Below are 24,439 nucleotides of genomic sequence, written 5' to 3'. Positions count from 1 at the left end.
AATGTTTTCTAAATTATCTTATCAGGGACGACGGCGGAGTTCCTGATACGCAATGTTCACTGATATTTCGTCGCCGTTCGGGCTCTCGGACGGCACTCGGTTCGAGCCGACTGCGGGGGTGGCTCCCCGATCGTGACGCGACTGCGGACGCTCGCCTTCTTCCTCCTGGCGAGTGTGTTTTTCGGCGGCACGTACGTCGCTGTCAAGGCTGGCGGGGCGTACTTCCCGCCGCTCCTGTTCGTCGCCATTCGCTACGACGTGGCGGCGGTCCTGCTTTTGGGCTTCGTGGCGTTGACGACTGCTCCCGCTGACCGCTACCCCAGGTCCCGACGGGACGTGGCTGGCGTACTCGCGACGGCCGTCTTCGCCATCGGGCTGACCAACGCGCTGCTGTTCGTGGGCCAGCAGTCCACGACCAGCGCTGTCGGATCGATCCTGTTCGGTCTCGCGCCGATCCTCACGCCCGTGTTCGCCGCGCTCCTGCTGGCTGACGAGGGGCTTTCGCGCCGCGGCGCAGCCGGGACGGTCCTGGGTCTGGTCGGCGTCGCACTGGTCGTCGGATTCGATCCGGCGATGCTGGTTGGCAGCGGCAGCCAGGGAATGGTGCTCATGCTTGGCGGGGCGGTCAGCTCGGCGCTGGGGGCAGTACTGATCCGCCGTGCCGACGCCTCGCTGTCCAGCGTCGTCCAGACCGCCTGGGCGCTGCCGGTGAGTGCGGGCATGCTCCACGCCGGGAGCGCGCTCGCCGGTGAGTCGTTCGGCGCGGTCGTCTGGTCGCTCCCCGCCCTCGTCGCGCTGGGGTACCTCAGCGTGTTTGCGGGCGCCGTCGCCTACATCGCGTACTTCGGCCTGCTGGCCGAGGTCGGAGCCATCCAGTCGAGCCTGGTGTTCTACGTCAGCCCCGTCTTCGCCACGCTCGGCGGGTGGGCGGTACTGGGCGAGTCCATCTCGACGATGACCGTCGCGGGCTTCGGCGTGGTCGTCGTCGGCTTCGCCGTCATCGGGTTCGAGACGCTCCGGGACGTGGTCGCTCCGCACCTCCCGTCTCGGTCGCGCTCCCAGCGCTCGGAGTCTCCGACGTCTTCGGCGACCCGGTACGGATCAGAAGGGGATTGACGCTCACTCGAGCAACAGGAGCGTCGGATTCGCCAGGTACTCTTTGAGCGTGTTCGTGAACTGGGCTGCCTCGGCGCCGTCGATGACGCGGTGGTCGATCGACAGCGAGAGGGTCATGACATGTCTGGCTTCCACTTCTCCATTGACTACCCACGGCCGCTCTTTGATCGCGCCGAGCCCCAGGATCGCCGTCTCGGGGTAGTTGATGATCGGCGTGGCGTACTCGCCGCCGATGGCCCCGAAGTTGGTGATCGTGAACGTTCCGCCCTGCATCTCTTCGCGAGCGATCGAGCGATCTCGGGCTTTCTGGGCCAACTCGTTCGCCTCGGAGGCGACCTGCAGGAGCGGCTTCCGGTCGGCGTTCTGAACGACGGGGACCATCAGACCGGCCTCCGTCGCCGTGGCGACGCCGACGTTGTAGTAGCCCTTCTGGACGATCTCCTCGTTTGCTTCGTCGAGCTGGGAGTTGAGGATGGGGTACTCCTTGAGCGCGGCGACGACGGCTTTGATGACGAACGGGAGGTACGAGAGCGAAACGCCTCGGTCCGCTGCTCGCTCTTTCAACTCTGCGCGGGCCTCGACCAGCGGGGTCACGTCGACCGAATCGTGGTGGGTGACGTGCGGGGCAGTGTAGGCCGACTGCTCCATCTGCTCGCCGATGGTCCGGCGCACGCCGCGGTAGGGAATCCGCTCTTCCTCGCCGGCGGCGACGCCTTCGCGACCCGTGTTGGCTGGCGCTGCTGCCGCGAGCGCTTCGGCGTCGGCGGCCTGGGCGGCCTGCTGGGCCTGGGCGTACTCCCGGACCGCTTCGGCCGTGACGAACGCCTCGCCGTCACGCTGTTCGGTCGCCGGCACGTCGTCGATGTCGACGCCTGCCTCGTCGGCGGCGCGGCGCGTCGCGGGCGTCGCGAGCGTCCGGTCGCGCCCGGCCGGCTCACCCCCTCGTCCTCCCCCGGGGGCCGTTTCCACTGCTTCGCCTGCAGCCGCTGGTTCCCCTGCGCCCGGTGCGCCCTCGGCTTCGGGTGCGCCGCCGGCGCCCTCCGTTTCCGCTCCAGCAGCGGTGGCCGGCTCCGTTCCGTCTTCCGACGGCTCTTCGGGGGTCTCGGCGGCCGCTCGCACGTCCTGCTCGGTGACGCGCCCGCCCGGTCCCGTTCCCTCGACGGCCCCGATGTCGACGCCGAGTTCGCGAGCGAGTCGCCGGGCGCTCGGGGCGGCGAACACGCGGCCGTTCGTGGTGGTCTGCGACGTCGCGGTCTCTTCGTCGCCCTCGGCAGCGTCGGGCTCTCCCTCGACGTCTTCCGCTGCTCCCGGCTCGGTCTCCTCACCGGTCGCTCGTCCCGAGGCACTCCGTGCCTCGCCTTCCGTCTCGAAGACGATGATGACCTCGCCGACCGGGACGACCTCGCCCGTCTCGGCTCGCAGTTCTTTCACCGTCCCGTCGACCGGCGAGGGGACCTCGACGACGGCCTTGTCGGTCTCGACCTCGGCGACGGCCTGGTCCTCGCTGACGGCGTCGCCGGGTTCGACGAGCCACTGGACGATCTCCCCTTCGGCGACGCCCTCGCCGACGTCGGGGAGCTTGAACTCGACCGACATGGTCAGAACTCCACGGCCTCGCGGATGCCGTCTTTGATTCGGGCGGCCTCCGGCAGGTAGTAGTCCTCCAGGGCGTACAGCGGGTACGGCGTGTCGAAGCCCGTGATTCTGGTGATCGGAGCCTCCTGGTAGAGTAGGGCGTCCTCCTGGATGGTGGCGATGATCTCGCCGGCGAGGCCGCCCGTCTTGGGCGCCTCGTGGACGACGGCCGCGCGGCCGGTCTTCTTGAACGACTCGACGATGGCGTCCTCGTCCAGCGGCGAGAGCGTCCGGAGGTCGACGACCTCCGCGTCGATGCCCTCCTCGGCCAACTGCTCGGCGGCTTCCAGCGTCGGCCGGGTCATCGCGCCCCAGGTAAACACCGAGACGTCGGACCCCTCGCGGCGGACGGCGGCCTCGCCGAGCGGTACCGTGTAGGATTCGTCGGGGACCGGCTCGCGAAAGGCCCGGTAGATGAGCTTCGGTTCGAGGAAGATCACCGGGTCGGGGTCACGGATCGCACTCGCGAGCAGTCCTTTCGTGTCGTACGGCGTCGAGGGAATGACGACCTTGAGGCCGGCCTCGTGGACGAAGAAGGCCTCCTTGGACTCGGAGTGGTGTTCCGGCGCGCGGATGCCCCCGCCGTAGGGCGCCCGGACGACGAGCGGGCAGGTGAACCGGCCCCGGCTTCGGGTGCGCAGGCGCGCGGCGTGACTGATGATCTGGTCGAACGCGGGGTAGATGAACCCCATGAACTGGATCTCGGGGACCGGGCGGAGACCGTAGGCGGCCATGCCCACGGCGGTGCCGACGATGCCCGACTCCGCCAGCGGTGTGTCGATGACCCGATCCTCCCCGAACTCCTCGTAGAGGCCCTGCGTCGCGCGGAAGACGCCGCCGTTGCGGCCGACGTCTTCGCCCATCACGAGCACGTCCTCGTCGCGTTCCATCTCGCCGTACAGCCCGTCCCGAACCGCCTGGACGAGCGTCAAATCCTGCGTACTGGTGTCTGTCGTTTGGCTCATTGTCTCCTCCCGGTCTCACTCCAGCAGTGCGTCGTCGCCATGCGTGTCTCTGATGCGCTCGAAGTACTCCAGCTGTTGCTGTAAGCGTTTGGGCATGTCTGCGTACACGTGTGCGAACATCTCCTCGGGGTCGGGCCGTTCGACCGACTCGGCGGCGTCGATCGCCTCGGCCACCCGGTCGCTGTTCTCCCGTTCGATGGCGTCGATCCGCTCCTCGTCGAGGATACCCCGGTCTTTCAGGAACGTCTCCAGCCGCGGAATGGGGTCTTTGCGCTTCCACTCCTCGACCTCGTCGTCGTCCCGGTAGACCGAGGGATCGTCGGCCGTCGTGTGCGCGCCGAAGCGGTACTGGACGGCCTCGATGAGCGTCGGCCGCGGCTCGTCTTCTGGGGGGTTCTTGGCCTTCTCGACGGCCTCTCTGGTCACCTTGTAGACGGCCAGCGGGTCCATGCCGTCGACCTGGACGCCCTCGAAGCCGTAGGCGTGGGCTTTCTGCGCGATCGTGTCGCTCGCCGTCTGGTGCTCCCGCGGGACCGAAATCGCCCACTGGTTGTTGTTACAGAAGAAGACGGTGGGCGTGTCGAACACGCCGGCGAAGTTCAGTCCCTCGTGGAAGTCGCCCTCGCTGGTCGCACCGTCGCCGAAGTAACAGAGGAAGGCCTTCTCTTCGCCCTTCAGTTTCGAGGCCCAGGCCGCCCCCGTGGCGTGGGGAATCTGCGTCGCGATGGGCACCGCCATCGTGAACATGTTGACGTCCTCCGGAACGAGATTCCCGACCTCGTGGCCCATCCAGTACAGGAGGATTCGCTTCAACGTCATCCCGCGGATGAGCGCCGCGCCGGCCTCGCGGTAGCTCGGGAACAGCCAGTCCTCGTCGTCCAGCGCGTGGGCGCTCCCGATCTGCGAGGCTTCCTGTCCCGAGAGCGGCGGGTACGTCCCCATCCGCCCCTGGCGCTGTAGCGACACCGCCCGTCGGTCGAAGTGTCGCGCCAGTCGTATCTCTCGATACATCTCGACGAGTTGCTCGTCGGAGAGGTCCGGGACCGTCGCACCGTCCCGTACCTGTCCGTCCTCGTCCAAGATTTCGACCCGCTCGCCCGGGTCTCGTTGTAGGGTACTCACACGAAAAACCTCCGAGGCATACTACAACGTCTCTTGCCTCGGTAATATTGTTTTCCCAAATACCTTTCGCTCGCTGCTAATCTTGCCTCGCCGATTGTATGGGTGGGTTAAAAATTCTCGAAGAACGGCCAAGAACGTCCCGGTATGATCGAAGAATCTGGACGAATGTTCTCCGTGTGGCGTGTTGGCGGCTAACGTGATTCAGGGGCCGGTCGCTCGCGCGCGCTCCTCCATCGTGACAACTACACAAGGCTTATTCCGGCGGTCAGACTCTTCGCTCGCACATGTCGACGGCGCAGCAACGACCGCCGGTCGCCGACGCAGTGCTGGTCGTCATGCAGTTCGGCGCTGCGCTGACGGCGCTGGTCCTGATGCTGGCGGTCGGGATCCCGCTCGGAACGCTGGAACCGCTCGTGTTTCTGACGGGATTCGCCAATTTACTGATCGCGGTCCAGGTCTTGCTGTACTTCGCAACGCTCGCGCTCACCGCTGTGGTCGCACCGAGGCGAACCGCGGACCGCTCGCAGTTCCGTGACAGCACGACGAGCTCTGTGTGGGAGTATATCCCGCTGTCGTCGATTCTCGGCGCGGCTCAGGGAGCCGTCCTCGGAGCGTTACTCGTGTTCGCCGTTCCCGACCATCTCTCGACCGTGATACCGGTCGGGGTACTCGCTGGGACTGCTGTCGCGTTCGTCCTCGCGGGAAACGCAGTTGCGCTTCGGGGCGTCGATACGACGCTGTCCACTGCTGGGGCGACCATCTACGCGTTCGTCCTGTCGGCCGTCCTGCTGCGCCCGCTGGGTTGGCAAGGCATGGTCGTCGCCGCCGCGGTCGGGATGCCAGCACTGCTCGCGGCGCGGTGGCGGTTGCAAGCCGTTGGCTCCATCGACCGCCGCGTCTCGGTGTCGCTCGTCCTGGCGCTCTTGGCGGTCAGCGGTGGCACGTACGCGTACGACCTCGGTGGCCCGCGACCTTCGGTCACGCTCGACACCGCGTCGTCCGTGAACCTCTCGACCACCGACGAGCGGTGGTACGCCGTGAGCGACCACGCCGAGAAAGAGCGACTGGTCTCTGTCGGCACGGTCACGGTTCGAAACGAGTTCGAGTTCGGTCGCACGGCACGGTTACCAGCGTACGACGCCTGTCTGTACACCGGGCCGTCGGGATCGGGACCCGTCGGCCGAGCGTCGGCGTCCATCGTCGACGGCGGGTCGATGGTCAGTCCGGCCGACGACCCGCGCCTCGCGAGCGGCGAGACCCGAGAATACACGGTCGCTCTCCTGCTGGAACACGTCGATGGGCTCTCGACCGAACAGTTGCGTAGTCTGGGCACTGTTCCCGTCCGACGCGCCGACCGCTGTCCGGAGTCGACTAACGGACCGGCGCTGGTGCTGGCCCCTGCCGACAGACTCCTGGGGAGCGACTGACGGGACCGCACCTGCTCATTCGCTTGCCCGCGCCGTCTCCCGCGCTGCCTCGACGGACGTGCCGTCTCGGAGGACCGACTCGACGAACAGCTCGCCGGCGCGGTACGACGAGCGCACCATCGGCCCCGACGCACAGTAGAGAAAGTCTAACTCCTCCTCGGCGACGCGCTGCCAGGTATCGAACGCGTCGGGGTGGACGTAGTCGCTGACTTCCAGATGCGACCGGGAGGGCTGGAGGTACTGGCCCAGCGTCACCACGTCGACGCCCACTGCCCGGAGGTCCCGTAACGTCTGGTAGATCTCGTGGTCGTACTCGCCGACGCCGAGCATCAGGCTGGTCTTGGTGTAGATGTCCGACTCGCGGTGGACCTGCCTGAGCACAGAGAGGGATTGCTCGTACCCCGCCCGCCGATCGCGCACCGGCCACTGGAGGCGTTCGACGGTCTCGACGTTGTGGGCGATGACGTCCGGCTCGGCGTCGACGATCTTCCGGACGAGGTCGGGATCGCCCTGGAAATCGGGGATGAGGACCTCGACGAGGATGCCGGGGTTGCGGTCCTTGATTTGTCTGATCGTCTCGGCGAAGTGGCCCGCGCCCTGGTCGGGCAGGTCGTCGCGGTCCACGCTGGTCAGCACGACGTAGTCCAGGCCGATTTCCGCGACGGCGTCGGCGACGTTCGCGGGTTCCTCTGGATCCAGGGGTTCCATCCCGCCGGTTTGCACGTCACAGAAGTTACAGCCCCGCGAGCAGCGGTCGCCCATGAGCATGAACGTCGCCGTACCGGGGCCGTCCCTGCCCGACCAGCACTCCCCCAGATTCGGGCAGTTGGCCTCCTCACAGACCGTGTGGAGGTCGTGGTCCCGCAGGGTCTCTTTGATGTCCGTGAAACGCTCGCCCGACGGGGGTCGCATCTTCAGCCAGTCGGGCTTACGGGCGCGACTCATTGCCGGATAGTGGGGGCTGTCGGGTGAAAAACGTGCGGTTCCACTGGACCGACACGCGTCGCGAGCACCGTCCCCCGCACGCGTTTCACGTCCGCCTCACTCACGGCTCGCATCCGCTCACCGTTCACCTTTCCGAGGTGCTCCCGTTGGTCGCACCTCGCCCTGCTCGCGGCTTCGCCGCTCGCTATCGAGGCCTCCCTGCGGTCGCACCTCGCTCGCTACGGAAACGCCTATACTCCCAGCCCTCGCTGGTTCCTTCGTGCCAGGTCGCACGGAGTACGAGCCGCAGGTCGCGGTACGGGAGGTCCTTCCGGGCTACGCGGACGCGTTCCCCTTCGATTCGTTCAACCGCATGCAGTCGGAGGCGCTCCCCGCCATCGTAGAGCGCGAGGAGAACGTCGTCGTCAGCGCGCCGACCGCGAGCGGGAAGACCGCGCTCGCGGAAGCCGCCATCTGTCGCGCCATCGACGACGACGGAACCGCCCTCTTTCTCGCACCGCTGCGCGCGCTCACCAACGAGAAGGAAAGCGAATGGGAGCGCTTCGAGGAACTGGGCTACTCGGTGTACGTCGTCACCGGCGAGCGCGACCTCAACCCGCGCCGCGCCGAGCGCGCCGACATCCTCGTGATGACGCCCGAGAAGGCCGACTCCGCGACCAGAAAACACGATTCGCCCCGCTACGGCTTCATCACCGACGTCGACACCTGCATCATCGACGAGGTGCACCTGCTGGATTCGGACAAGCGCGGGTCGGTGCTGGAAGTCACTATCTCGCGGCTCCGCCGGCTGTGTGACCCCCGCGTCGTCGCCCTCTCGGCGACGATGCCGAACATCGACGACGTCGCCGACTGGCTCGACGCCACGCCCGACACGACGTTCGCCTTCGGCGAGGACTACCGCCCAGTGCCGCTGGAGGCCGGCGTCAAGACCTACACCCACGGCGAGAACGCCTTCGCCGACAAGTACCGCCGACTCTACCGAGCGATGGACCTCGTCGAACCACACCTTCGCGAGGAGGGCCAGGGCTTGGTGTTCGTCTCGTCTCGGCAGGACACCGTCCAGGCAGCGAAGAAAGCCCGCGACGAGATCGCCGAGCGGGACGTCCCGATGGGCGCCCGCGGCGACTACGACTTCCACCAGGAGGCCCAGGAGGTCAACAACGAGACGCTCCGCCAGTCAGTGCTGGACGGCGTCGGCTTCCACCACGCCGGCCTCTCGAAAGGCGACAAGGAACTCGTCGAGAAGTGGTTCCGCGAGGGAACCCTCGGCCTGCTGTTCTCGACCTCGACGCTGGCGTGGGGGGTCAATCTCCCGGCGCGATGCGTCGTCATCCGCGACACCAAGCTCCACGACCCGCTGGAGGGCGAGGTCGACATGAGTCCGCTGGACGTGCTCCAGATGCTCGGCCGAGCGGGGCGGCCCGGCTACGACGACCGCGGGTACGCCTGGGTCGTCTGCGACCGCGCCGACGCCGACAAGTACCGCCAGCTGTTGCGCGACGGCAAAGAGATCGAGTCCCGCCTGGCGGAGGACCTGGACGCGCACCTCAACGCCGAGATCGTCCTCGGAACCGTCCGCGATCTCGACGACGTGCTCGACTGGATCGAGACGACGTTCTACGCCGTCCGCGCCCGGTCCGCCCCCGACGAGTACGAGTCCGAGGGGCAGTTGCGCGAACGGGTCAGCGACACCCTGGAGAGCCTCGTCGACCGCGGGTTCGTCGACATGGACGACGACCTTCGCCTCTCGCCGACGCGCCTCGGCCGCCTCGCCTCGAAGTTCTACCTCCGACTCGATACCGCCCGGGAGTTCGCGACGCTGGCAGAGCGCGCCAGTGACGACGACAGTGCGACCTCCCTGAGCAGCGACGACGTTCTCAAAGCAGTGGCGACCGCCGGCGAGTTCGACAGCGCCAGCGCCCGCCGGGACGAGCGCGACGCGGTTCGAGCAGTGTTAGGGCAGTTCGGGCAGGACCTCGACCCCGGTCCTCGAAAGGTGCTTGCCATCCTGCAGTCGAGCATGAACTCGACGACGCCGGCCGAACTCCGGAGCGACGCGTGGGTCATCCGCCAGAACTCCCTTCGCTTGTTGGCCGCCCTCCGGTCGTTTCTCGACCACCTGGCCGGTGCGCCCGCGGCGAACCTCGCCAGTCGCGTCGAGGCCCGCATCGAACACGGCGTCAGCGCGGACGCGGTCGAACTGACCGCGCTCGACGGCGTCGGCTCCGGGCGAGCGAGTCGGCTGGCCAAGGAAGGGCTGAGTTCGGTCGCCGACGTGCGCGAGGCGGGCGTGGAGGGCGTCGTCGCGGCGGGCCTCTCCGACGGCGTCGCGAAGCAGGTCGTCGGGAGTGCACGCTCGCTCCCCGATCTCGAGTTCGACTGGGGCGAGTTCCCCGAGCGCATCGCCCGCGGGGCCAACGAGATGTGCGAGGTGACGGTCACGAACGTCGGCGACGGTGCCCGCGCGGGCGTCCGCATTACGGTCAACGACCACGAGATGACGGCGACGGACTCGTACGTCGGCACCGCGACGCTGCCGGTGGGTGTGTTCGGTGGCGACGCCGAGGAGTTGACCTACACGGCCGAAGTGTTCTTCCCCGAGTTGCCGCTGTTGCCGGTCTCGGACTCGCGGACCGTCCGCGTCGAGTGAGATCGGGCGGCCAACCTGGGCTATCGCAACTCGGTTCTTTTGATCCATCAAACTCTCTCAGATCGGATCGTGAAACGTCTAAACGAACCTGGGGCGGTTGTGAAACGTCTCCTGGTACGTAAAATACAGCCAATTTACCGCTAAAAGGTTCGAAGTCGGTGCCAAATCCATCGAAACGAACTGAATTCGTCCGAAGCTTCGACCCCTTATATGGGGTTGTCAGTCCAAGCGACGAGTGCAGAGAGGCCCACCATGTCCACGCAATCCCCTCACCAGGACCGATCCGCCGCCCGCGACTGGAGTGTCGTCTCCGAGCAGTCCCTCACCCGGCTCGTTGCGCCCGTGCAGTTCCTCGGGTTCTGGAGCGCCGTGTTGCTCCCCATGGCGCTGTTCCCGATGCTGTTCTCGGGCGTCGCCGGCGAGCACCTCGCCCCCTTCACCGCGCTGGTCGTCGCCAACGTCGTGGCCCTCGTGGTCGGTCGCGACTACAACAGCGACTGAGCACCTGCTCCCGGACAGGTGGGTTCTCTGTCCACCCGTGCGGTCCCCCCACCACTCCCCTCCCCAAACCATCCAACCACTTCACGCCCTTTTGCCATTCGTCCACCCCAGCCCTCCGATTCCCACCCGCCATTACGCTCTGCGACTGCGCCACTGTCGGTTCCGTTTCGGTGCATCTCTGTCGCTGCCTCGCTGGCCCGCGACCTGACGTTTATATACCAACACCAGCCCAGCCAAGGCTATGCACGACGGAACTTGCGTCCTGGCCGGTGAGTGCACGACGACTTTCGAGGGATCGCGCGAACGGGAGCAACGCGGCGAGGTACTCGTCGTCTGCAAACCGGACAACACCGTTCTGGTCCACGACGCCGACGGGTATCAGCCCGTGGCCTGGCTCACCCGCGCCGACTCGGTGTCGCTCCGCGACGGTACGCTGACGGCGACCGACGGCGACCAGCGACTCTGCGTGGAGACCCACGAGGAGTACGGCAGCGCCAGCTATCCGACCTCCGCCGCGGGCGTTCCGGTCGGTGACTGTCCGGTCTGTGACGGCCGACTGATCCGGGCCGATGGTACCGTGCGGTGTGTGGGATGCGACGAGCGCCACGGGATTCCGCGGGACGCGACTGTTCTCGACAGCGAGTGCGCGTGTGGACTCCCGCGGCTGCGCGTCGTCCGCGGGCGCGCGTTCGAGGTGTGCCTCGACCGGGAGTGCGAGTCGCTGGACGAGGCCGTCACGGACGCGTTCGACCGCGAGTGGGACTGCCCGCGCTGTGACGGGGATCTCAGAATCCTTCGCCGCGGCGGCCTGCTGGCAGGCTGTGAGAACTATCCCGACTGCGACACCGGTTGGGGGATTCCCGCGGGGACGGTCGTCGGTGAGTGTGACTGCGGGCTGCCCCGGTTCGAGACGGGGAGTGGTGAGCGCTGTCTCGACACGGGGTGTGACGCTGAGAGACGGGCGTGAGCAGCGCGACCGCAGGGGATTTATCGCCGGGCAGGCGACAGGGACGCATGCACGCGACGCTTTCCGAGGGCGTGGTTCGGGCGGGCCGCCAGGCCCGCGAGCAGTTCTACGACGCCCGCGGGTACGGCCGCACGGACGGCGAGGACATCGTCCTCGCACCCGTCGAGGCCGCACACCTCCTCTTCCGCGGCGATCTCGACTCAGTCGACGACATGGACTTCCGAGCGTTCCTGGCGTCGGCGACCTGTCCCGACCTGCACTTTCTGGTGTACAAGGACCTCCGCGACCGGGGCTTCTACCTGTCGCCCGCCCGTGAGGACTGGGTCGACGACCCGGCGGGGGCGGACCTCGTCGTGTACCCCCGCGGCAAGGGACCGTGGGACGACGAGGTGGCGTATCGAGTCCGAGTGGTCAGCGAGCGCGCGACCGTTTCGGCCGACGACCTGGGCGACGTCGTCCTCGCGGTCGTCGACGAGGAGAGCGAGATCACCTACCTCGACACGGATCGGCCGGACGTGAGCGGGACGACGAACTACGAACCGCCGGCCGGTGTCACCGGGGATCTGCTCGACGACCGGGTTCTCCTCTGGGACCCGCCCGCGGATCTCTTTCAGCACGGGTTCTACGGCCAACCGCTCTCCGGCGACGGCGAGGAGGGGAGCATCGACACGCTCCAGCTCTCGCTGGTCGAGGCCGCATACCTCGTCCGGCACGGCGTCCTCGACATCGACGGCGGGGAACAAGCGGTCCTGCAGTGCGGTCGCGAGGTCGAGGGCGACCGGTTCGACCGCCGCCTCCGGGTGTACGCCGCCCTCCGGGAGCGCGGCGTCGTGCCCAAGACAGGCTACAAGTTCGGGGCGGACTTCCGGACGTACGCCGATGTCGAATCGGTCGCGAACCTGACCCACTCCGAGTTGCTGGTGCGAGTGCTGCCGGACGAACACGCCTTCGCACCGCGGGACCTGGCGCTAGACGTGCGGCTGTCGGGCGGCGTCCGCAAACGAATGGTGTTCGCGCTGACCGGAGGGGACGGCCACATCTCCTGGCTCGAAGCGGGACGGCTCACGCCGTGAGCCGGATGGGAAACGGTTAAACGCCTGCTGACGATTACGCTATCGTAAGATGTCCACTTCCGCCGATTTCGGGCGGTGGCGCTGGCGACCGGCATGGGAAGTGGACAGTCTCGCGATCCTGACCGCGTGCCCCTGACGCCGCGGGCGCGACTCGCGTTGCTCACTCCGCTTTTTGATGATTGCACGAACGGACACGGCGACTCACGACATTACAGATGACACGCGAACACGACACTGATTCGGAGACGGAACCGATTTCGAACGACCGAACACCGCCGGCAGCGGACGGGTCTGCACCGCAGCGGGGAGCCGACCGCGCGCTGCCCGATGGCGGGACGGACACCGAGGGCGCCGACGACGTCGCCCTCGACCCGTGGGGCTCTTCGACGGTCTCGGACTACCGCAAACTGTTCGAGCAGTTCGGCATCGAGGAGTTCGACGCGGTGCTCGACGAGGTGCCCAACCCCCACTACCTGATGCGCCGGGGCGTCATCTTCGGCCACCGCGACTACCGACCCATCGCAGCGGCCATGCGCAACGACGAGCCGTGGGCGGTGCTGTCGGGGTTCATGCCCACGGGCGACCCCCACATCGGCCACAAGATGGTGTTCGACGAGATCATCTGGCACCAGCAGCAGGGCGGCGACGCCTACGGCCTCATCGCCGACCTCGAGGCCCACAGCGCGCGCGGCCTCTCCTGGGAGGAGATCGACGAGCACGCCCGGAGCTACGTTCTGAGCCTCCTGGCCCTGGGATTCGACCCCGAGGAGGGGACGCTCTACCGCCAGTCCACCAACCGCGAGGTCCAGGATCTCGCCTTCGAACTGGGGATCGAAGCGAACTTCTCGGAGTTCCAGGCCATCTACGGCTTCGACGGCGAGACGGACATCTCGCACATGCAGAGCGTCACCACCCAGATGGCGGACATCCTCTACCCGCAACTGGACGAGCCCAAGCCCACGGTGATCCCGGTCGGGCCGGACCAGGATCCGCACATGCGGTTCGCCCGGGACCTCGCAGAGCGGATGCGATTCTTCAAGGTCACCGACGCGTTCGCGAGCTTCGAGTTGACCGACGCCGAACGCGAACTCGTCGCCGTCGCCTACGACCACCGCGAGGAGTACGCCGAGGACGAAGCGATGCCGCGCTGTGGGGAAGCCGGCGACTGGCTGGCCGACTACGAGACGAGCGCGACGGAGGCACGCCAGAGTGCGGTGGAAAAGCTACGGAACGCCGGGAAGGAACCGCTCCGGCCGCGGGTTCGTTTCTTCGCGCGACACGCGACCGACGAGGCGTTCGACGCGCTCGTCGAGGCCATCGACGGCGAGAAGCGCCGGTACGAGAGCCACATCGACGCCTTCGAGATGGACCACGAGGCGGCCGAAGAACTCGCTCGCGAGGTCGAAGCCGACCACGGCGGGTACGGCTTCATTCCGCCATCGTCGATCTACCACCGGTTCATGACCGGCCTGACCGGCGGGAAGATGTCCTCGTCGGTGCCGGCGAGCCACATCAGTTTGCTTGACGACCCCGAGGACGGGTACGACAAGGTTCGATCGGCGACGACCGGCGGGCGCGAGACAGCCGAAGAACAGCGCGAACTCGGCGGGAAGGCAGACGAGTGCCCCGTGTACGAACTGTACGCGTACCTCCTCTCCGGTGACGACGACGAGTTCGCCAAGGAGGTCTACGACGAGTGCGTCGGTGGCGAACGCCTCTGTGGCGGCTGCAAGGAGCAGGCCGCCGAACTCATGAAGGAATTCCTCGCAGATCACCAGGAGAAACGCGAGGAGTGGGCCGAGAAACTGGACGAACTCGACTTCGAGTTCGACGTGGCGGGCGAGCGGGCCGGCGGGAACTGAACGCCGCTGTCCGTCTACAGCCCGTCGAGCGCTGCGGCCAGCAACTCGGCCGTCGCCTCCGCCGCCTCGCCGCCGTTTTCGACGCCGATTTCGATCACTTCGCCACCGGTATCGACCAGCACCGTCGCGGCGTCCTCGCCGTGTTCGACGGCGATCTCGACCGCGTGCTCGCCGGTCTCGACGACGCCGTCGACCTGCTCGTCGTCGATCGTCTCGCCGGGGCGGACGACTGCGTCGACGTCTATGTCGCCAACGTCCGGAATCGACACGCCGTCGAGGATCGCTTCGATGCCGTCGGCGCTCGGCGTCATTCCCTCGATTCCTCGTCGGAGTTCCGCACCGAGGTCCTCGAGCACGCCCGTGCCGGGCAACTCGAAGCCTGAGCCCGGAATCGCGTCGAGCCACCTGGTTCGATCGCGGTCCGCGCCGTCGTCGTCGCGTTCGGTTGTCACGTTTCGATACGTCAGTGTCGGTGCTGATAGCTGTTTTGTGCTGACAGCGGCCGTTGGTCGACAGCGGTACGTTTTTACTGGCCTATCACAATCGGTCGCACATGGCATCCGAACCCCACTGCCGGCGCACCGTCCGTCAGCCACCGCAGTCCGGGGGGTTCGGCTTCTTTTTCGGCGCGCGCTGAGGGCAGTGGACTTCCCGACGGATAACTTCTGAAGGGGATGAAACCGGCCGCGCACGTTGTGCGGACACCTGTAAGGTGCCTCGTTCGTCGCCGACGCATGTCGGCGACAGACGAAACTGGCTTACAGCTGTCCTTATGAGAACCGTTAACTGACCGACCCGCGCCCTACTGAACAACGACCACTACGCATGAAGCTACCCGAAGCACAGGTCGCGGTGTTGAACACCGCGAGTGCAGACGAGGAACAGACAATCGAGCGTATCGCCGAGGAGACGGACCTGGATCCCGCCGCCGTCACCGGCGCGGCCTTCGAACTCGAAGACGAGGGCCTCGTCGAAATCGTCGAACGCACGAGCGACGACGTCTCGATGACCGAGGAAGCCGAGGAGTACGTCGAGGAAGGTCTGCCCGAACTCCGCCTGTACGAGGCCGCCGTCTCGCTCGGCGCCGACGAGGACGCCGTCCAGCTCGGCCAGGTCATCGGCGAGGCCGGGCTTGAGGGGCCGGCCGTCGACATCGCGCTCTCGAACTACGCCCGGAAGGGCTACGGCAGCATCGACAGCGGCGAGATCACAGCCGATCCCGACGCCGACCCCGAGAGCGATTCGGAAGCGGCCACCCTGGAGGCCATCGCGGAGGGGAGCGTCGCCTACCAGAGCGACCTCGCGCTCGAAGACTTAGAGAAGCGCGGGCTCGTCGAGCGGTCCGAGACGACGATCCGGTCGGTGCTTCTGACCGACGCGGGCGTCACCGAACTCATGGCCGGCGTCGAGGTCGCAGAGACCGTCGGCCAGGTCACGTCCGATCTCATCACGAGCGGGGAGTGGGAGGACGTCGAGTTCGCCGAGTACAACGTCGAGGCCGACGCCGAGGAGCTGACGCCCGGGAAGACCCACGTCCTCCGGCAGATGTCCGAGCGCGTCAAAGACGTCCTCGTGGGGATGGGCTTCCAGGAGATGCAGGGGCCGACCGTCGACGCCGACTTCTGGATCAACGACTGCCTGTTCATGCCCCAGGACCACCCTGCTCGAAATCACTGGGACCGCTTCGCCTTGGACAACCCGGCGAAGATCGACGATCTGCCAGAAGACCTCGTCGAGCGCGTCGAGTCCGCCCACCGCGAGGGCGTCGGCGACGACGGCGAAGGCTACCACTCGCCGTGGGACCTGGACTTCGCGAAGGCGCTGGCGCTCAGGGGACACACCACGTCGCTCACCGCCCGGCACCTCTCCGGGGAGGCGATGGGCGACCTCGAACCGCCCCAGCGCTTCTTCTCGATCGAGAAGGCCTACCGGAACGACACGCTCGACGCGACGCACCTGCTGGAGTTCTTCCAGATCGAGGGCTGGGTGATGGCCGAGGACCTCTCCGTGCGCGACCTGATGGGGACGTTCACCGAGTTCTACGAGCAGTTCGGCATCACCGACGTCGAGTTCAAGCCCCACTACAACCCCTACACGGAACCGAGCTTCGAGCTGTTCGGTCGCCACCCCGAGACGGGCGAGATGATCGAGATCGGCAACTCCGGGATCTTCCGGCCGGAGATGCTCGAACCGCTCGGCGTCGACTGCGACGTGATGGCCTGGGGGCTGGCCCTGGAGCGACTCATGATGCTCGTCACCGGCGCCGAGGACATCCGCGACGTGCACGGCACGTTGCTGGACCTTGACTACCTGCGAAGCGAGGAGGTGATTTACTGATGCCTACAGTAGAGGTAGATCCCGACGAACTCCGCCGGCTCACCGGCCACGACGAGAAAGACGACGAACAGCTGAAAGACGACCTGTTCGGCCTCGGACTGGAATTCGAAGGCGAGACCGAGGACGGCGAGTTTGAGCTCGAGTTCGCCCCCGACCGACTCGACCGGCTCTCCGTCGAGGGGGTCGCCCGCTCTCTCAGGTATCAGTACGGCGACGACCGGGGCGTCTACGTCCCGAACACCAACAGCGCCGAGTGGTCCATCCACGTCGAGGACGTGCCCGACGAGCGCCCCTACGTGACGGGCGCCATCGTTCGCGGGCTGGACATGGACGAGGAGGCCCTCGAATCCCTGATCCAGGTCCAGGAGAAACTCCACGCGACGATGGGTCGTCAGCGCGCGAAGGGCGCCATCGGCGTCCACGACCTGACGATGCTGAAAGGTGAGGACCTCGGCGACGAGGACTCCCGGAAGTCGGTGACCTACACCGGGATCGACCCGGAGGGTGACACGATGGTCCCGCTAGAGGGCGACGCCGAGTTGACGCTCGCGGAGGTCCTGACCGACCACCACATCGGCCAGGAGTACGCCGACCTCGTCGAGGACTACGACTCGTTCCCGGCGATCTACGACGAGATCGGCCTGTTCTCGTTCCCACCGGTCGTCAACGGTCGCCGGACCGAGGTCTCGGAGGATTCCCGGGACCTGTTCATCGAGATGACCGGCACCGACCAGTGGACGATCGACAAGATGCTGAACATCGTCTGCTACTCGCTGGAGGCCCGCGGCGGGAAAGTCGAGGAGGTCCGCGTCGTCTACGAGGACCGCGATCTCGTGCGCCCGGACTTTGAGACGAAGACCAAGACCGTCACCCACGACGACATCGAGACGATGCTCGGCGTCGATCTCGACCCGACGGACGTCGTCGACCTCGTCGAACGCGCCGGGATGGACGCGACGACCGAAGAGACCGACGACACGGTGTCCTACGAGGTCGAGGTGCCGCCCTACCGGACGGACGTGCTCCACCCAGTCGACCTCATCGACGACGTCGGGCGCGCGTACGGGTTCAACGAACTCGAACCCCGCTATCCCGACGTGTCGACGGTCGGCGGTCGCCACGAACGCTCCCGACTGGAACGCGCTGCACGCGAGACGCTCGTCGGCCTCGGCTTCGAGGACCTGCTGAACTTCTACCTCATCGACGAGGAGCAGAACTACGAGCGAATGGGCGTCGAACAAGGGAGTGACGTCGTCGGCGGCGGCGAGGCCGTCACCATTCAGGAGCCCTACAGCGAGGACTTCACGATGGTTCGCTCGTGGGCGCTCCCCTCGATCATGATGGTCCTGGAGAACAACACGCACCGCGCGTACCCGCAGGACTTAGCGGAGATCGGCCTCGCGGTCGAGGTCGACGAGTCCGAGAACACGAACGTCGCCGAACACCGCACCGTCGCCGCGGCGCTGTGTCACGACGGGGCGTCCTACGAGGACGCGAAGGCCCGCCTGCAGGCGATCGCCGACGCCTTCGACAAGGACCTCGAGACGCCGTCGACGGAACACCCCACGTTCATCCCCGGCCGAACCGCGAGCGTCGTCCTCGACGGCGAGGACGTGGGCGTCATCGGCGAGGTCCATCCCGAAATCATCGTCGAACACGATCTGGAGCTGCCGGTTGCGGCGTTCGAGTTCCGACTGGACGCGCTGCAGTCGTAGACGTAGACCCGCGAGTGACCTCCGGGACCGAGTGGATTTTTTGGTCCAGCTTTTTCAAGGAGTGGTCGCGAGGAGCGCGACCCGACGCCGAAAAAGGTGGGCTGGTGGCGGCGTTCGAGTTCCGACTGGACGCGCTGCAGTGATCTGACCTCGGAACGGCGAGCGGCTTTTTGATCGGAACGGGACGAAAGTTCGGGAAAACGGCCGCTGTCACTCCTTGCTGGTCCTAGTTCCGGTCGATTCCGGCAGTTCCCGGTGGACGCGCGTCCGTTGGCCACGCTCCGGATACTCGAGTGTGACGTTGCCGATCTCGACGGAGTCGAGCCACTGCTCGAAGAGAGACGGAACGTCACGGTACCGTGCAGTTTCGCCGGCGGGGACGTCGAGTTCGATGACGGCGCTCACGTCGGCGATGTTCGGACCCGGGAGTGCGCGTGCGAGGAACCGACCATCACTGACGCCCACGTTTTCAACGACGACGTCGAGGCGGACGCCACCGTCCGTCCGTTGTACCTCGTACCGTTTCAGCGTGAACTGTGGCGCGTGCGTGAGCGCCCGCCGAGTTTCGGTGTCGAGTTCCCACTCGCCACGGGTTTCGACTGTCTCACCGTCGTCGTGTCGCCACTGGACGCTCGCGGCTGGGAGATACCGCGCCGGGAACGGCACGGCGACCGGCCGCTCGGTCCACGTCGACGGGTCCATTCGGAGGGAGTCGTCTTCGAGCATGGACTCGACGAGGAAGTGCGACTCGTCTGTCGAGACGAAACTTCCGCCGGCACTCCCCCGCAGTCCGAAGGTCCACCGGTCCGCGTCGAGCGTCCCGTCGACCGTCACGTCGACGACGACGTACTGGCCGTCGTGTACGCCAAGGAAGCGACTGGGGCCGGTCCGCGCCATCACACAGCGACGGACGCGAGGGTTCGCTACCGTCAGTCGTGCGTCCCTGTACTCGATCGTCTCACCGATGGGAACGCTGGCGACCGTCGGTGGCTGCTCGGCCGAGGTTGTCGACGCCGAGTCCGTCGTCATCGCGTCGGCGGCAGGCTCGGTCGGTGCTGTCGTTTGCCCAGTTGTCGCGTGTTCAGTCGGCTGTCCGGTCTCCGGGTGTTGATCGGTTTCCTGTCGGGAACATCCCGCGACACCGGTCGCAGCCGCCGTACCGAACAACGCAACGAACTCCCGACGAGAGTGGAGGGCCATGTGCGACTGCCCTTCCTGTCGGCAGAAAAATAAAACCACTCTAAATTAGTAGTGTCGTACAACTGGTTTCGTCGGCAGCCGTGAACGGCTGGTGGGCTGGCGGTGGTCGCACCGTCAGTCGAGGTCTACGCCGACGGCGTCCGTGACCGAGTCGAACCCGTCCCGCTCAAGCAACTCGAGCAGGCCGCGGTTGATGTCGCGTGCGATAGACGGGCCACGATAGATCAGGCCGGTGTAGAGTTGCACGACGCTCGCGCCCGCCCGTATCTTCCGGTAGGCGTCCTCGGCGGTCGAGACGCCGCCGACGCCGACGACGGGGACGTCCGTTCGCTCCGCGACGAACCGGACCATCTTCGTCGCCCGATGCTCGACGGGCTTCCCGGAGAGGCCCCCTTTCTCGACGCGGTTCGGGCTGCGGAGCGACGCCGGTCTGTCGGTCGTCGTGTTCGTCGCGACGACGCCGTCGAGATCCAGTTCGTCGACCAACTCCAGCGCGTCCTCGACCGCCGGCTCGGGCAGGTCCGGCGAGAGCTTCACCAGAAGTGGCGCTGCACCCGCGTCGACCAGCGCCCCGAGAATCGCTTCCATCGAGTCGCGGTTCTGGAGTTCGCGGAACCCCTCGGAGTTCGGGCAGGAGACGTTGACGACGAAGAAGTCGCCGCCCTCGGCGACCCGCTCGTAGGTCTCTCGATAGTCGGCCGGGGCGTCCGCACTGTCGACGTGTTCGGTCTTGGCGATGTTGACGCCGACCGGCACGTCCACGTCCGCGGCGGCCAGTCGCCGACCGACCGCGGCCGCACCGTCGTTGTTCAATCCCATCCGGTTGATGACGCCGCCGTCCTCGGGGAGTCGAAACATCCGCGGCCGCGGGTTGCCGGCCTGTGGCTCTGCGGTGACGCCGCCGACCTCGACGTGACCGAAGCCGAGGGCGGCGAGCGCTCCCGGCGCTTCGGCGTTCTTGTCGAACCCGGCGGCGACGCCGACAGGGTTGCGAAACGACTGCCCGAACGCGTCGACGCGGAGTCGCTCGTCGTCGACGACGTACCTGTGGGCCAGTAGCTGCTCTATGGGGGTTCCGTCGACGAGCGCGAGCATCCCGTGGCCGAGCCCGTGTGCCGTCTCCGGTGGGAGTTGGAACAACAGCGGTTTCGCGAGATCGTAGACGGTCACGGCATCAGCTCCTGAACGGGGCGGCTCCGCAAAGAATTCGTGTACCTGGGCACGTTAGAACTCGTGCTCTACGTCCTCCGGGTCCGCTTTCTGAATAATGATCTTGTTGTCACGGACCCGTACGAACACTTCATCACCGATTTCCATGCCCGCGACGGCCAGTTCGTCCTCGTGCAAGTTGATGTGGACGTTGTGGTATTCGCCATCCTCGTCTTTGGCGCCACTGGGACTCAACTTCTTTTTTCGCACCATCGCGTTATCGTACGTCGTGGTTCGCCGTAGGATATACTTAAGCTTACCGTGCGACTGCCGGTCCCGATACTCACCACGTCGTTGCTTCCGCATGATTCTACCGGTGACAGGCACTCCGCAGCCCGCGGGCGAGCGAAATATCACGCTCTAATACCTGTATCTCGACTGAACTGTCGACCGGTTTACGTTCTTGTATAAAAATGTACCGCCAGACGGCGGCAGTATTGGGGGGTATATTTATGGTGGGTCATGTGCTGATTTGACACGGAGAGGCCAAAACCATGGCACGTGACGAAGATAAGCGCAACTTTGCGCTTCGAGACGACAGTGGTGAGGAGTCGAGTGTCTTCTCCGGTGGCACACCCCGGCAGGCGGCACTCAAGGCAGCCCGACGGCTCGATCCTGCAGGCAGCGAGTCCGCGGCTGACAGAACAACGATCCGACTTCGAGAGAAGGGCACCCACAAGGTCCACATCTACGAAGCGTGGGCCTGGGAAGAGGAAGCGCCCGACGACAAGCCCGACTGGATGCCGAACGAGATCACCAAAGGGAACGTCGAGAAACAAGGTGTCGAACACTTAGAAGACATATAAGCCGCTCCGATTGGCGATTCTTTTGCGCACTCACGCGTGTGGGCGTGTACAGATACACAACGACCACGTAGCAGCTGCGAGCTCGGTCTGCTGACATCGCGACTGCCATTGTTCCGTCGCTGGATTCGTCTTGGTCTCTCTCGGTGCCAACCGACAGTATAACCACTGTCGACCCGAAGCGTCACGTGCGTGGACAGCACCCGACCCGACCGCACGTGAGACGCGCGGAATGACTCGTCGGTCTCCTCCCACGCGATATCATTGCACTCTCGCGAGCTCGCTCTGATGCCAACTTACCAGAAAACACTCACATACAAAATCTATCAGTAACGCGATCGCGCGTGAGCCTCAACCATGAAATTTCCTCACGATGTGGCCGTGGTTCGACGCTCTTAAGTAAATCACCCCCATCCGTAGAAATACGAACGCGGCGCGGTGGGAGCGACCTGCCGTGCGGCAGTCTGCATCGGTGCCCTTATGTACTAACGTGGGCTTCCGAATGAATACGCACGGTCCCGCCGGATGTCGATTTCCGGCCACGACCGATCCGACGCCCTTAAGTGGTTAAGGGCGCTCGGAATGATTGCAGACGCGGCCCGGTCGGGGCCGAGATCGCCCGGCCGACGGATCGATGGACTTCGATGGGTTTATACCCTGTCGTGGTCTATGTTTGGATCCGTAGTAAATGAGGATTCCACCCCTGCGGTCCGCCGTATAGATGGGATCTGATGTTAGCCCTGGCAGTTCGGTGACACTCGGTCGGTCCGTGTGTCGTCGAACTACGTGAACCTTCGATAGCGGAATACTCTCTTACGAGAGTTTTCCCGCCAGCCCCCCTGGCCTTGTGCCAGGGACCATTCCGGTTGATCCTGCCGGAGGCCATTGCTATCGGAGTCCGATTTAGCCATGCTAGTCGCACGGGTTTAGACCCGTGGCAGATAGCTCAGTAACACGTGGCCAAACTGCCCTATGGATCGTGATAACCTCGGGAAACTGAGGCTAATCGCGAATACAGCTCCCATGCTGGAATGCAGGGAGCTGGAAACGCTCCGGCGCCATAGGATGTGGCTGCGGCCGATTAGGTAGACGGTGGGGTAATGGCCCACCGTGCCGATAATCGGTACGGGTTGTGAGAGCAAGAACCCGGAGACGGTATCTGAGACAAGATACCGGGCCCTACGGGGCGCAGCAGGCGCGAAACCTTTACACTGCACGACAGTGCGATAGGGGGACTCCGAGTGCGAGGGCATACAGTCCTCGCTTTTCTGTACCGTAAGGTGGTACAGGAACAAGTGCTGGGCAAGACCGGTGCCAGCCGCCGCGGTAATACCGGCAGCACGAGTGATGGCCGCTATTATTGGGCCTAAAGCGTTCGTAGCCGGCCACTCAAGTTCGTCGGGAAATCTGCCCGCTTAACGGGCAGGCGTCCGGCGAAAACTGAGTGGCTTGGGGCCGGGAGATCCAAGGGGTACGTCCGGGGTAGGAGTGAAATCCCGTAATCCTGGACGGACCACCGATGGCGAAAGCACCTTGGAAAAACGGACCCGACGGTGAGGAACGAAAGCTAGGGTCTCGAACCGGATTAGATACCCGGGTAGTCCTAGCCGTAAACGATGCTCGCTAGGTGTGGCGCAGGCTACGAGCCTGCGCTGTGCCGTAGGGAAGCCGAGAAGCGAGCCGCCTGGGAAGTACGTCCGCAAGGATGAAACTTAAAGGAATTGGCGGGGGAGCACTACAACCGGAGGAGCCTGCGGTTTAATTGGACTCAACGCCGGACATCTCACCAGCACCGACAGTAGGAGTGACGGTCAGGTTGATGACCTTACCTGACCTACTGAGAGGAGGTGCATGGCCGCCGTCAGCTCGTACCGTGAGGCGTCCTGTTAAGTCAGGCAACGAGCGAGACCCGCATCCCTAGTTGCCAGCAGCACGCTTGTCGTGGCTGGGTACACTAGGGAGACTGCCGCTGCTAAAGCGGAGGAAGGAACGGGCAACGGTAGGTCAGTATGCCCCGAATGTGCTGGGCAACACGCGGGCTACAATGGCCAGGACAGTGGGAAGCCACCCCGAGAGGGGGCGCTAATCTCCGAAACCTGGTCGTAGTTCGGATTGCGGACTGAAACTCGTCCGCATGAAGCTGGATTCGGTAGTAATCGCGTGTCAGAAGCGCGCGGTGAATACGTCCCTGCTCCTTGCACACACCGCCCGTCAAAGCACCCGAGTGAGGTCCGGATGAGGCCAGCATGCGCTGGTCGAATCTGGGCTTCGCAAGGGGGCTTAAGTCGTAACAAGGTAGCCGTAGGGGAATCTGCGGCTGGATCACCTCCTAACGTACGGGACTGGGGTTCGCCCCAGCCCACTTTCAAGTCCTGTCTTCGGACAGGCACTGGTGACTTCACTACTCGACGCACTCGCGCCGACCGAGCACCTATGAACTGCCAGGGCTAACATTGTCGGCGGAACCGTACGGGCCCATAGCTCAGCGGCAGAGCACCTCCTTTGCAAGGAGGAAGCCCTGGGTTCAAATCCCAGTGGGTCCATACCCCGTGCCCGCTCCGAACCGTGTCCCTTAAGTGGGATACGGCGTTGCGAATGGGTACGGACGACCGATGCACCACCCCGTGTGAACGCGGGTGGGAAGGGTTGATGCACGCACCGGCTACCACCGGGCGGCGCAGATGAGACTGTGTGTACGTGCGATCCAGGCGTCCACTGGACTCGTGTGCAGTTTATCGAGTCTTATGACGCGACTCGGAATCATTCCGAGTCACTATTCGACCCGGACCTAGTCCGGGTCACCTATCAGATTGGCTACTATGCCAGCTGGTGGATAGCTCGGCTCAGGTGCCGACGAAGGACGTGCCAAGCTGCGATAAGCCGTGGGAAGCCGCACGGAGGCTAAGAACCAC

Annotated in this window: 18 protein-coding genes, 1 tRNA gene and 2 rRNA genes; 13 read left to right on the top strand and 8 right to left on the bottom strand. The window is 65.5% G+C overall.

What is annotated here, in order from left to right; genetic code table 11:
- Window positions 1-129 precede the first annotated feature (129 nt).
- Window positions 130-1,116 carry a DMT family transporter gene (locus MU553_RS15625; RefSeq protein WP_345893393.1) on the top strand — a complete coding sequence of 329 codons (987 nt, stop codon included), beginning with the start codon at window positions 130-132 and terminating at the stop codon, window positions 1,114-1,116.
- A gap of 3 nt (window positions 1,117-1,119) precedes the next feature.
- On the opposite strand, the gene MU553_RS15620 is transcribed toward MU553_RS15625, so the two are convergent.
- The 3 genes from MU553_RS15620 to pdhA are packed head-to-tail and all read right to left on the bottom strand — an operon-like array spanning window position 1,120 to window position 4,838.
- Window positions 1,120-2,712, bottom strand: a complete 1,593-nt coding sequence (locus tag MU553_RS15620) for a 2-oxo acid dehydrogenase subunit E2 (protein ID WP_247379093.1) — start codon at window positions 2,710-2,712, stop codon at window positions 1,120-1,122.
- Window positions 2,713-2,714: 2 nt separating this feature from the next.
- Complete coding sequence (locus MU553_RS15615; RefSeq protein ID WP_282594335.1) at window positions 2,715-3,716, bottom strand: alpha-ketoacid dehydrogenase subunit beta; 1,002 nt, start codon at window positions 3,714-3,716, stop codon at window positions 2,715-2,717.
- Between the two features lie 15 nt (window positions 3,717-3,731).
- On the bottom strand, window positions 3,732-4,838 hold the full coding sequence (gene pdhA / locus MU553_RS15610; RefSeq protein ID WP_247379091.1) for a pyruvate dehydrogenase (acetyl-transferring) E1 component subunit alpha: 1,107 nt from the start codon (window positions 4,836-4,838) through the stop codon (window positions 3,732-3,734).
- 284 nt (window positions 4,839-5,122) lie between these two features.
- Here pdhA and MU553_RS15605 point away from each other — a divergent pair, with 284 nt between their 5' ends.
- A complete protein-coding gene (locus MU553_RS15605) occupies window positions 5,123-6,265 on the top strand; it encodes a hypothetical protein (RefSeq protein WP_247379089.1) in 1,143 nt (380 codons plus the stop codon).
- Window positions 6,266-6,280: 15 nt separating this feature from the next.
- Here the strand turns inward: MU553_RS15605 and lipA are convergent, their stop codons facing one another.
- Window positions 6,281-7,210, bottom strand: a complete 930-nt coding sequence (gene lipA, locus MU553_RS15600) for a lipoyl synthase (protein ID WP_247379087.1) — start codon at window positions 7,208-7,210, stop codon at window positions 6,281-6,283.
- 259 nt (window positions 7,211-7,469) lie between these two features.
- On the opposite strand from lipA, the gene MU553_RS15595 reads away from it, so the two are divergent.
- The 5 genes from MU553_RS15595 to MU553_RS15575 all read left to right on the top strand — a co-directional run bounded on the left by MU553_RS15595 (window position 7,470) and on the right by MU553_RS15575 (window position 14,263).
- Window positions 7,470-9,860, top strand: a complete 2,391-nt coding sequence (locus MU553_RS15595) for a DEAD/DEAH box helicase (protein WP_247379085.1) — start codon at window positions 7,470-7,472, stop codon at window positions 9,858-9,860.
- A 210-nt stretch (window positions 9,861-10,070) separates the two neighbouring features.
- Entirely contained in the window at window positions 10,071-10,361 is a 291-nt protein-coding gene (locus MU553_RS15590; protein WP_465262014.1) for a DUF8028 family protein, read from the top strand.
- Between the two features lie 241 nt (window positions 10,362-10,602).
- Entirely contained in the window at window positions 10,603-11,328 is a 726-nt protein-coding gene (locus MU553_RS15585; RefSeq protein ID WP_247379081.1) for a PDDEXK family nuclease, read from the top strand.
- A gap of 47 nt (window positions 11,329-11,375) precedes the next feature.
- Window positions 11,376-12,401: a tRNA-intron lyase gene (gene endA, locus MU553_RS15580; RefSeq protein ID WP_247379078.1), complete on the top strand. Its 1,026-nt coding sequence runs from the start codon at window positions 11,376-11,378 to the stop codon at window positions 12,399-12,401.
- A 215-nt stretch (window positions 12,402-12,616) separates the two neighbouring features.
- The gene (locus MU553_RS15575) at window positions 12,617-14,263 is read left to right on the top strand and encodes a tryptophan--tRNA ligase (protein ID WP_247379076.1); all 1,647 of its coding nucleotides are present in this window, start codon (window positions 12,617-12,619) and stop codon (window positions 14,261-14,263) included.
- Window positions 14,264-14,277: 14 nt separating this feature from the next.
- Here the strand turns inward: MU553_RS15575 and MU553_RS15570 are convergent, their stop codons facing one another.
- Entirely contained in the window at window positions 14,278-14,715 is a 438-nt protein-coding gene (locus tag MU553_RS15570) for a hypothetical protein (protein WP_247379074.1), read from the bottom strand.
- A gap of 373 nt (window positions 14,716-15,088) precedes the next feature.
- Between MU553_RS15570 and pheS the strand changes: the two genes are divergently transcribed.
- Together pheS and pheT are read left to right on the top strand one after the other, a co-directional pair.
- The gene (gene pheS, locus MU553_RS15565; protein WP_247379072.1) at window positions 15,089-16,600 is read left to right on the top strand and encodes a phenylalanine--tRNA ligase subunit alpha; all 1,512 of its coding nucleotides are present in this window, start codon (window positions 15,089-15,091) and stop codon (window positions 16,598-16,600) included.
- Window positions 16,600-18,315, top strand: a complete 1,716-nt coding sequence (gene pheT / locus MU553_RS15560; protein WP_247379070.1) for a phenylalanine--tRNA ligase subunit beta — start codon at window positions 16,600-16,602, stop codon at window positions 18,313-18,315. The genes pheS and pheT overlap by 1 nt, the downstream gene beginning before the upstream one ends.
- Window positions 18,316-18,525: 210 nt before the next feature.
- Here pheT and MU553_RS15555 read toward each other — a convergent pair whose 3' ends face one another.
- From MU553_RS15555 to MU553_RS15545, 3 genes are all read right to left on the bottom strand, one after another.
- Window positions 18,526-19,515, bottom strand: coding sequence for a hypothetical protein (locus MU553_RS15555; RefSeq protein WP_247379068.1), 990 nt, complete (start codon window positions 19,513-19,515; stop codon window positions 18,526-18,528).
- A gap of 114 nt (window positions 19,516-19,629) precedes the next feature.
- A complete protein-coding gene (locus MU553_RS15550; protein ID WP_247379066.1) occupies window positions 19,630-20,685 on the bottom strand; it encodes a quinone-dependent dihydroorotate dehydrogenase in 1,056 nt (351 codons plus the stop codon).
- Window positions 20,686-20,739: 54 nt separating this feature from the next.
- Window positions 20,740-20,937, bottom strand: a complete 198-nt coding sequence (locus MU553_RS15545) for a hypothetical protein (RefSeq protein ID WP_049995293.1) — start codon at window positions 20,935-20,937, stop codon at window positions 20,740-20,742.
- 281 nt (window positions 20,938-21,218) lie between these two features.
- On the opposite strand from MU553_RS15545, the gene MU553_RS15540 reads away from it, so the two are divergent.
- From MU553_RS15540 to MU553_RS15525, 4 genes are all read left to right on the top strand, one after another.
- A complete protein-coding gene (locus MU553_RS15540; RefSeq protein ID WP_247379064.1) occupies window positions 21,219-21,530 on the top strand; it encodes a non-histone chromosomal MC1 family protein in 312 nt (103 codons plus the stop codon).
- Between the two features lie 856 nt (window positions 21,531-22,386).
- A 16S ribosomal RNA gene (locus MU553_RS15535) occupies window positions 22,387-23,858 on the top strand.
- Window positions 23,859-23,998: 140 nt separating this feature from the next.
- A tRNA-Ala gene (locus MU553_RS15530) sits at window positions 23,999-24,070 on the top strand.
- Window positions 24,071-24,332: 262 nt separating this feature from the next.
- Window positions 24,333-24,439: ribosomal RNA gene (locus MU553_RS15525) — 23S ribosomal RNA — on the top strand; the annotation flags it as partial.

It is taken from the genome of Halorientalis brevis (assembly GCF_023077655.1).
Note: the sequence above shows the minus strand (reverse complement) of the source record. Positions and strands in the feature narration are given on the sequence as shown.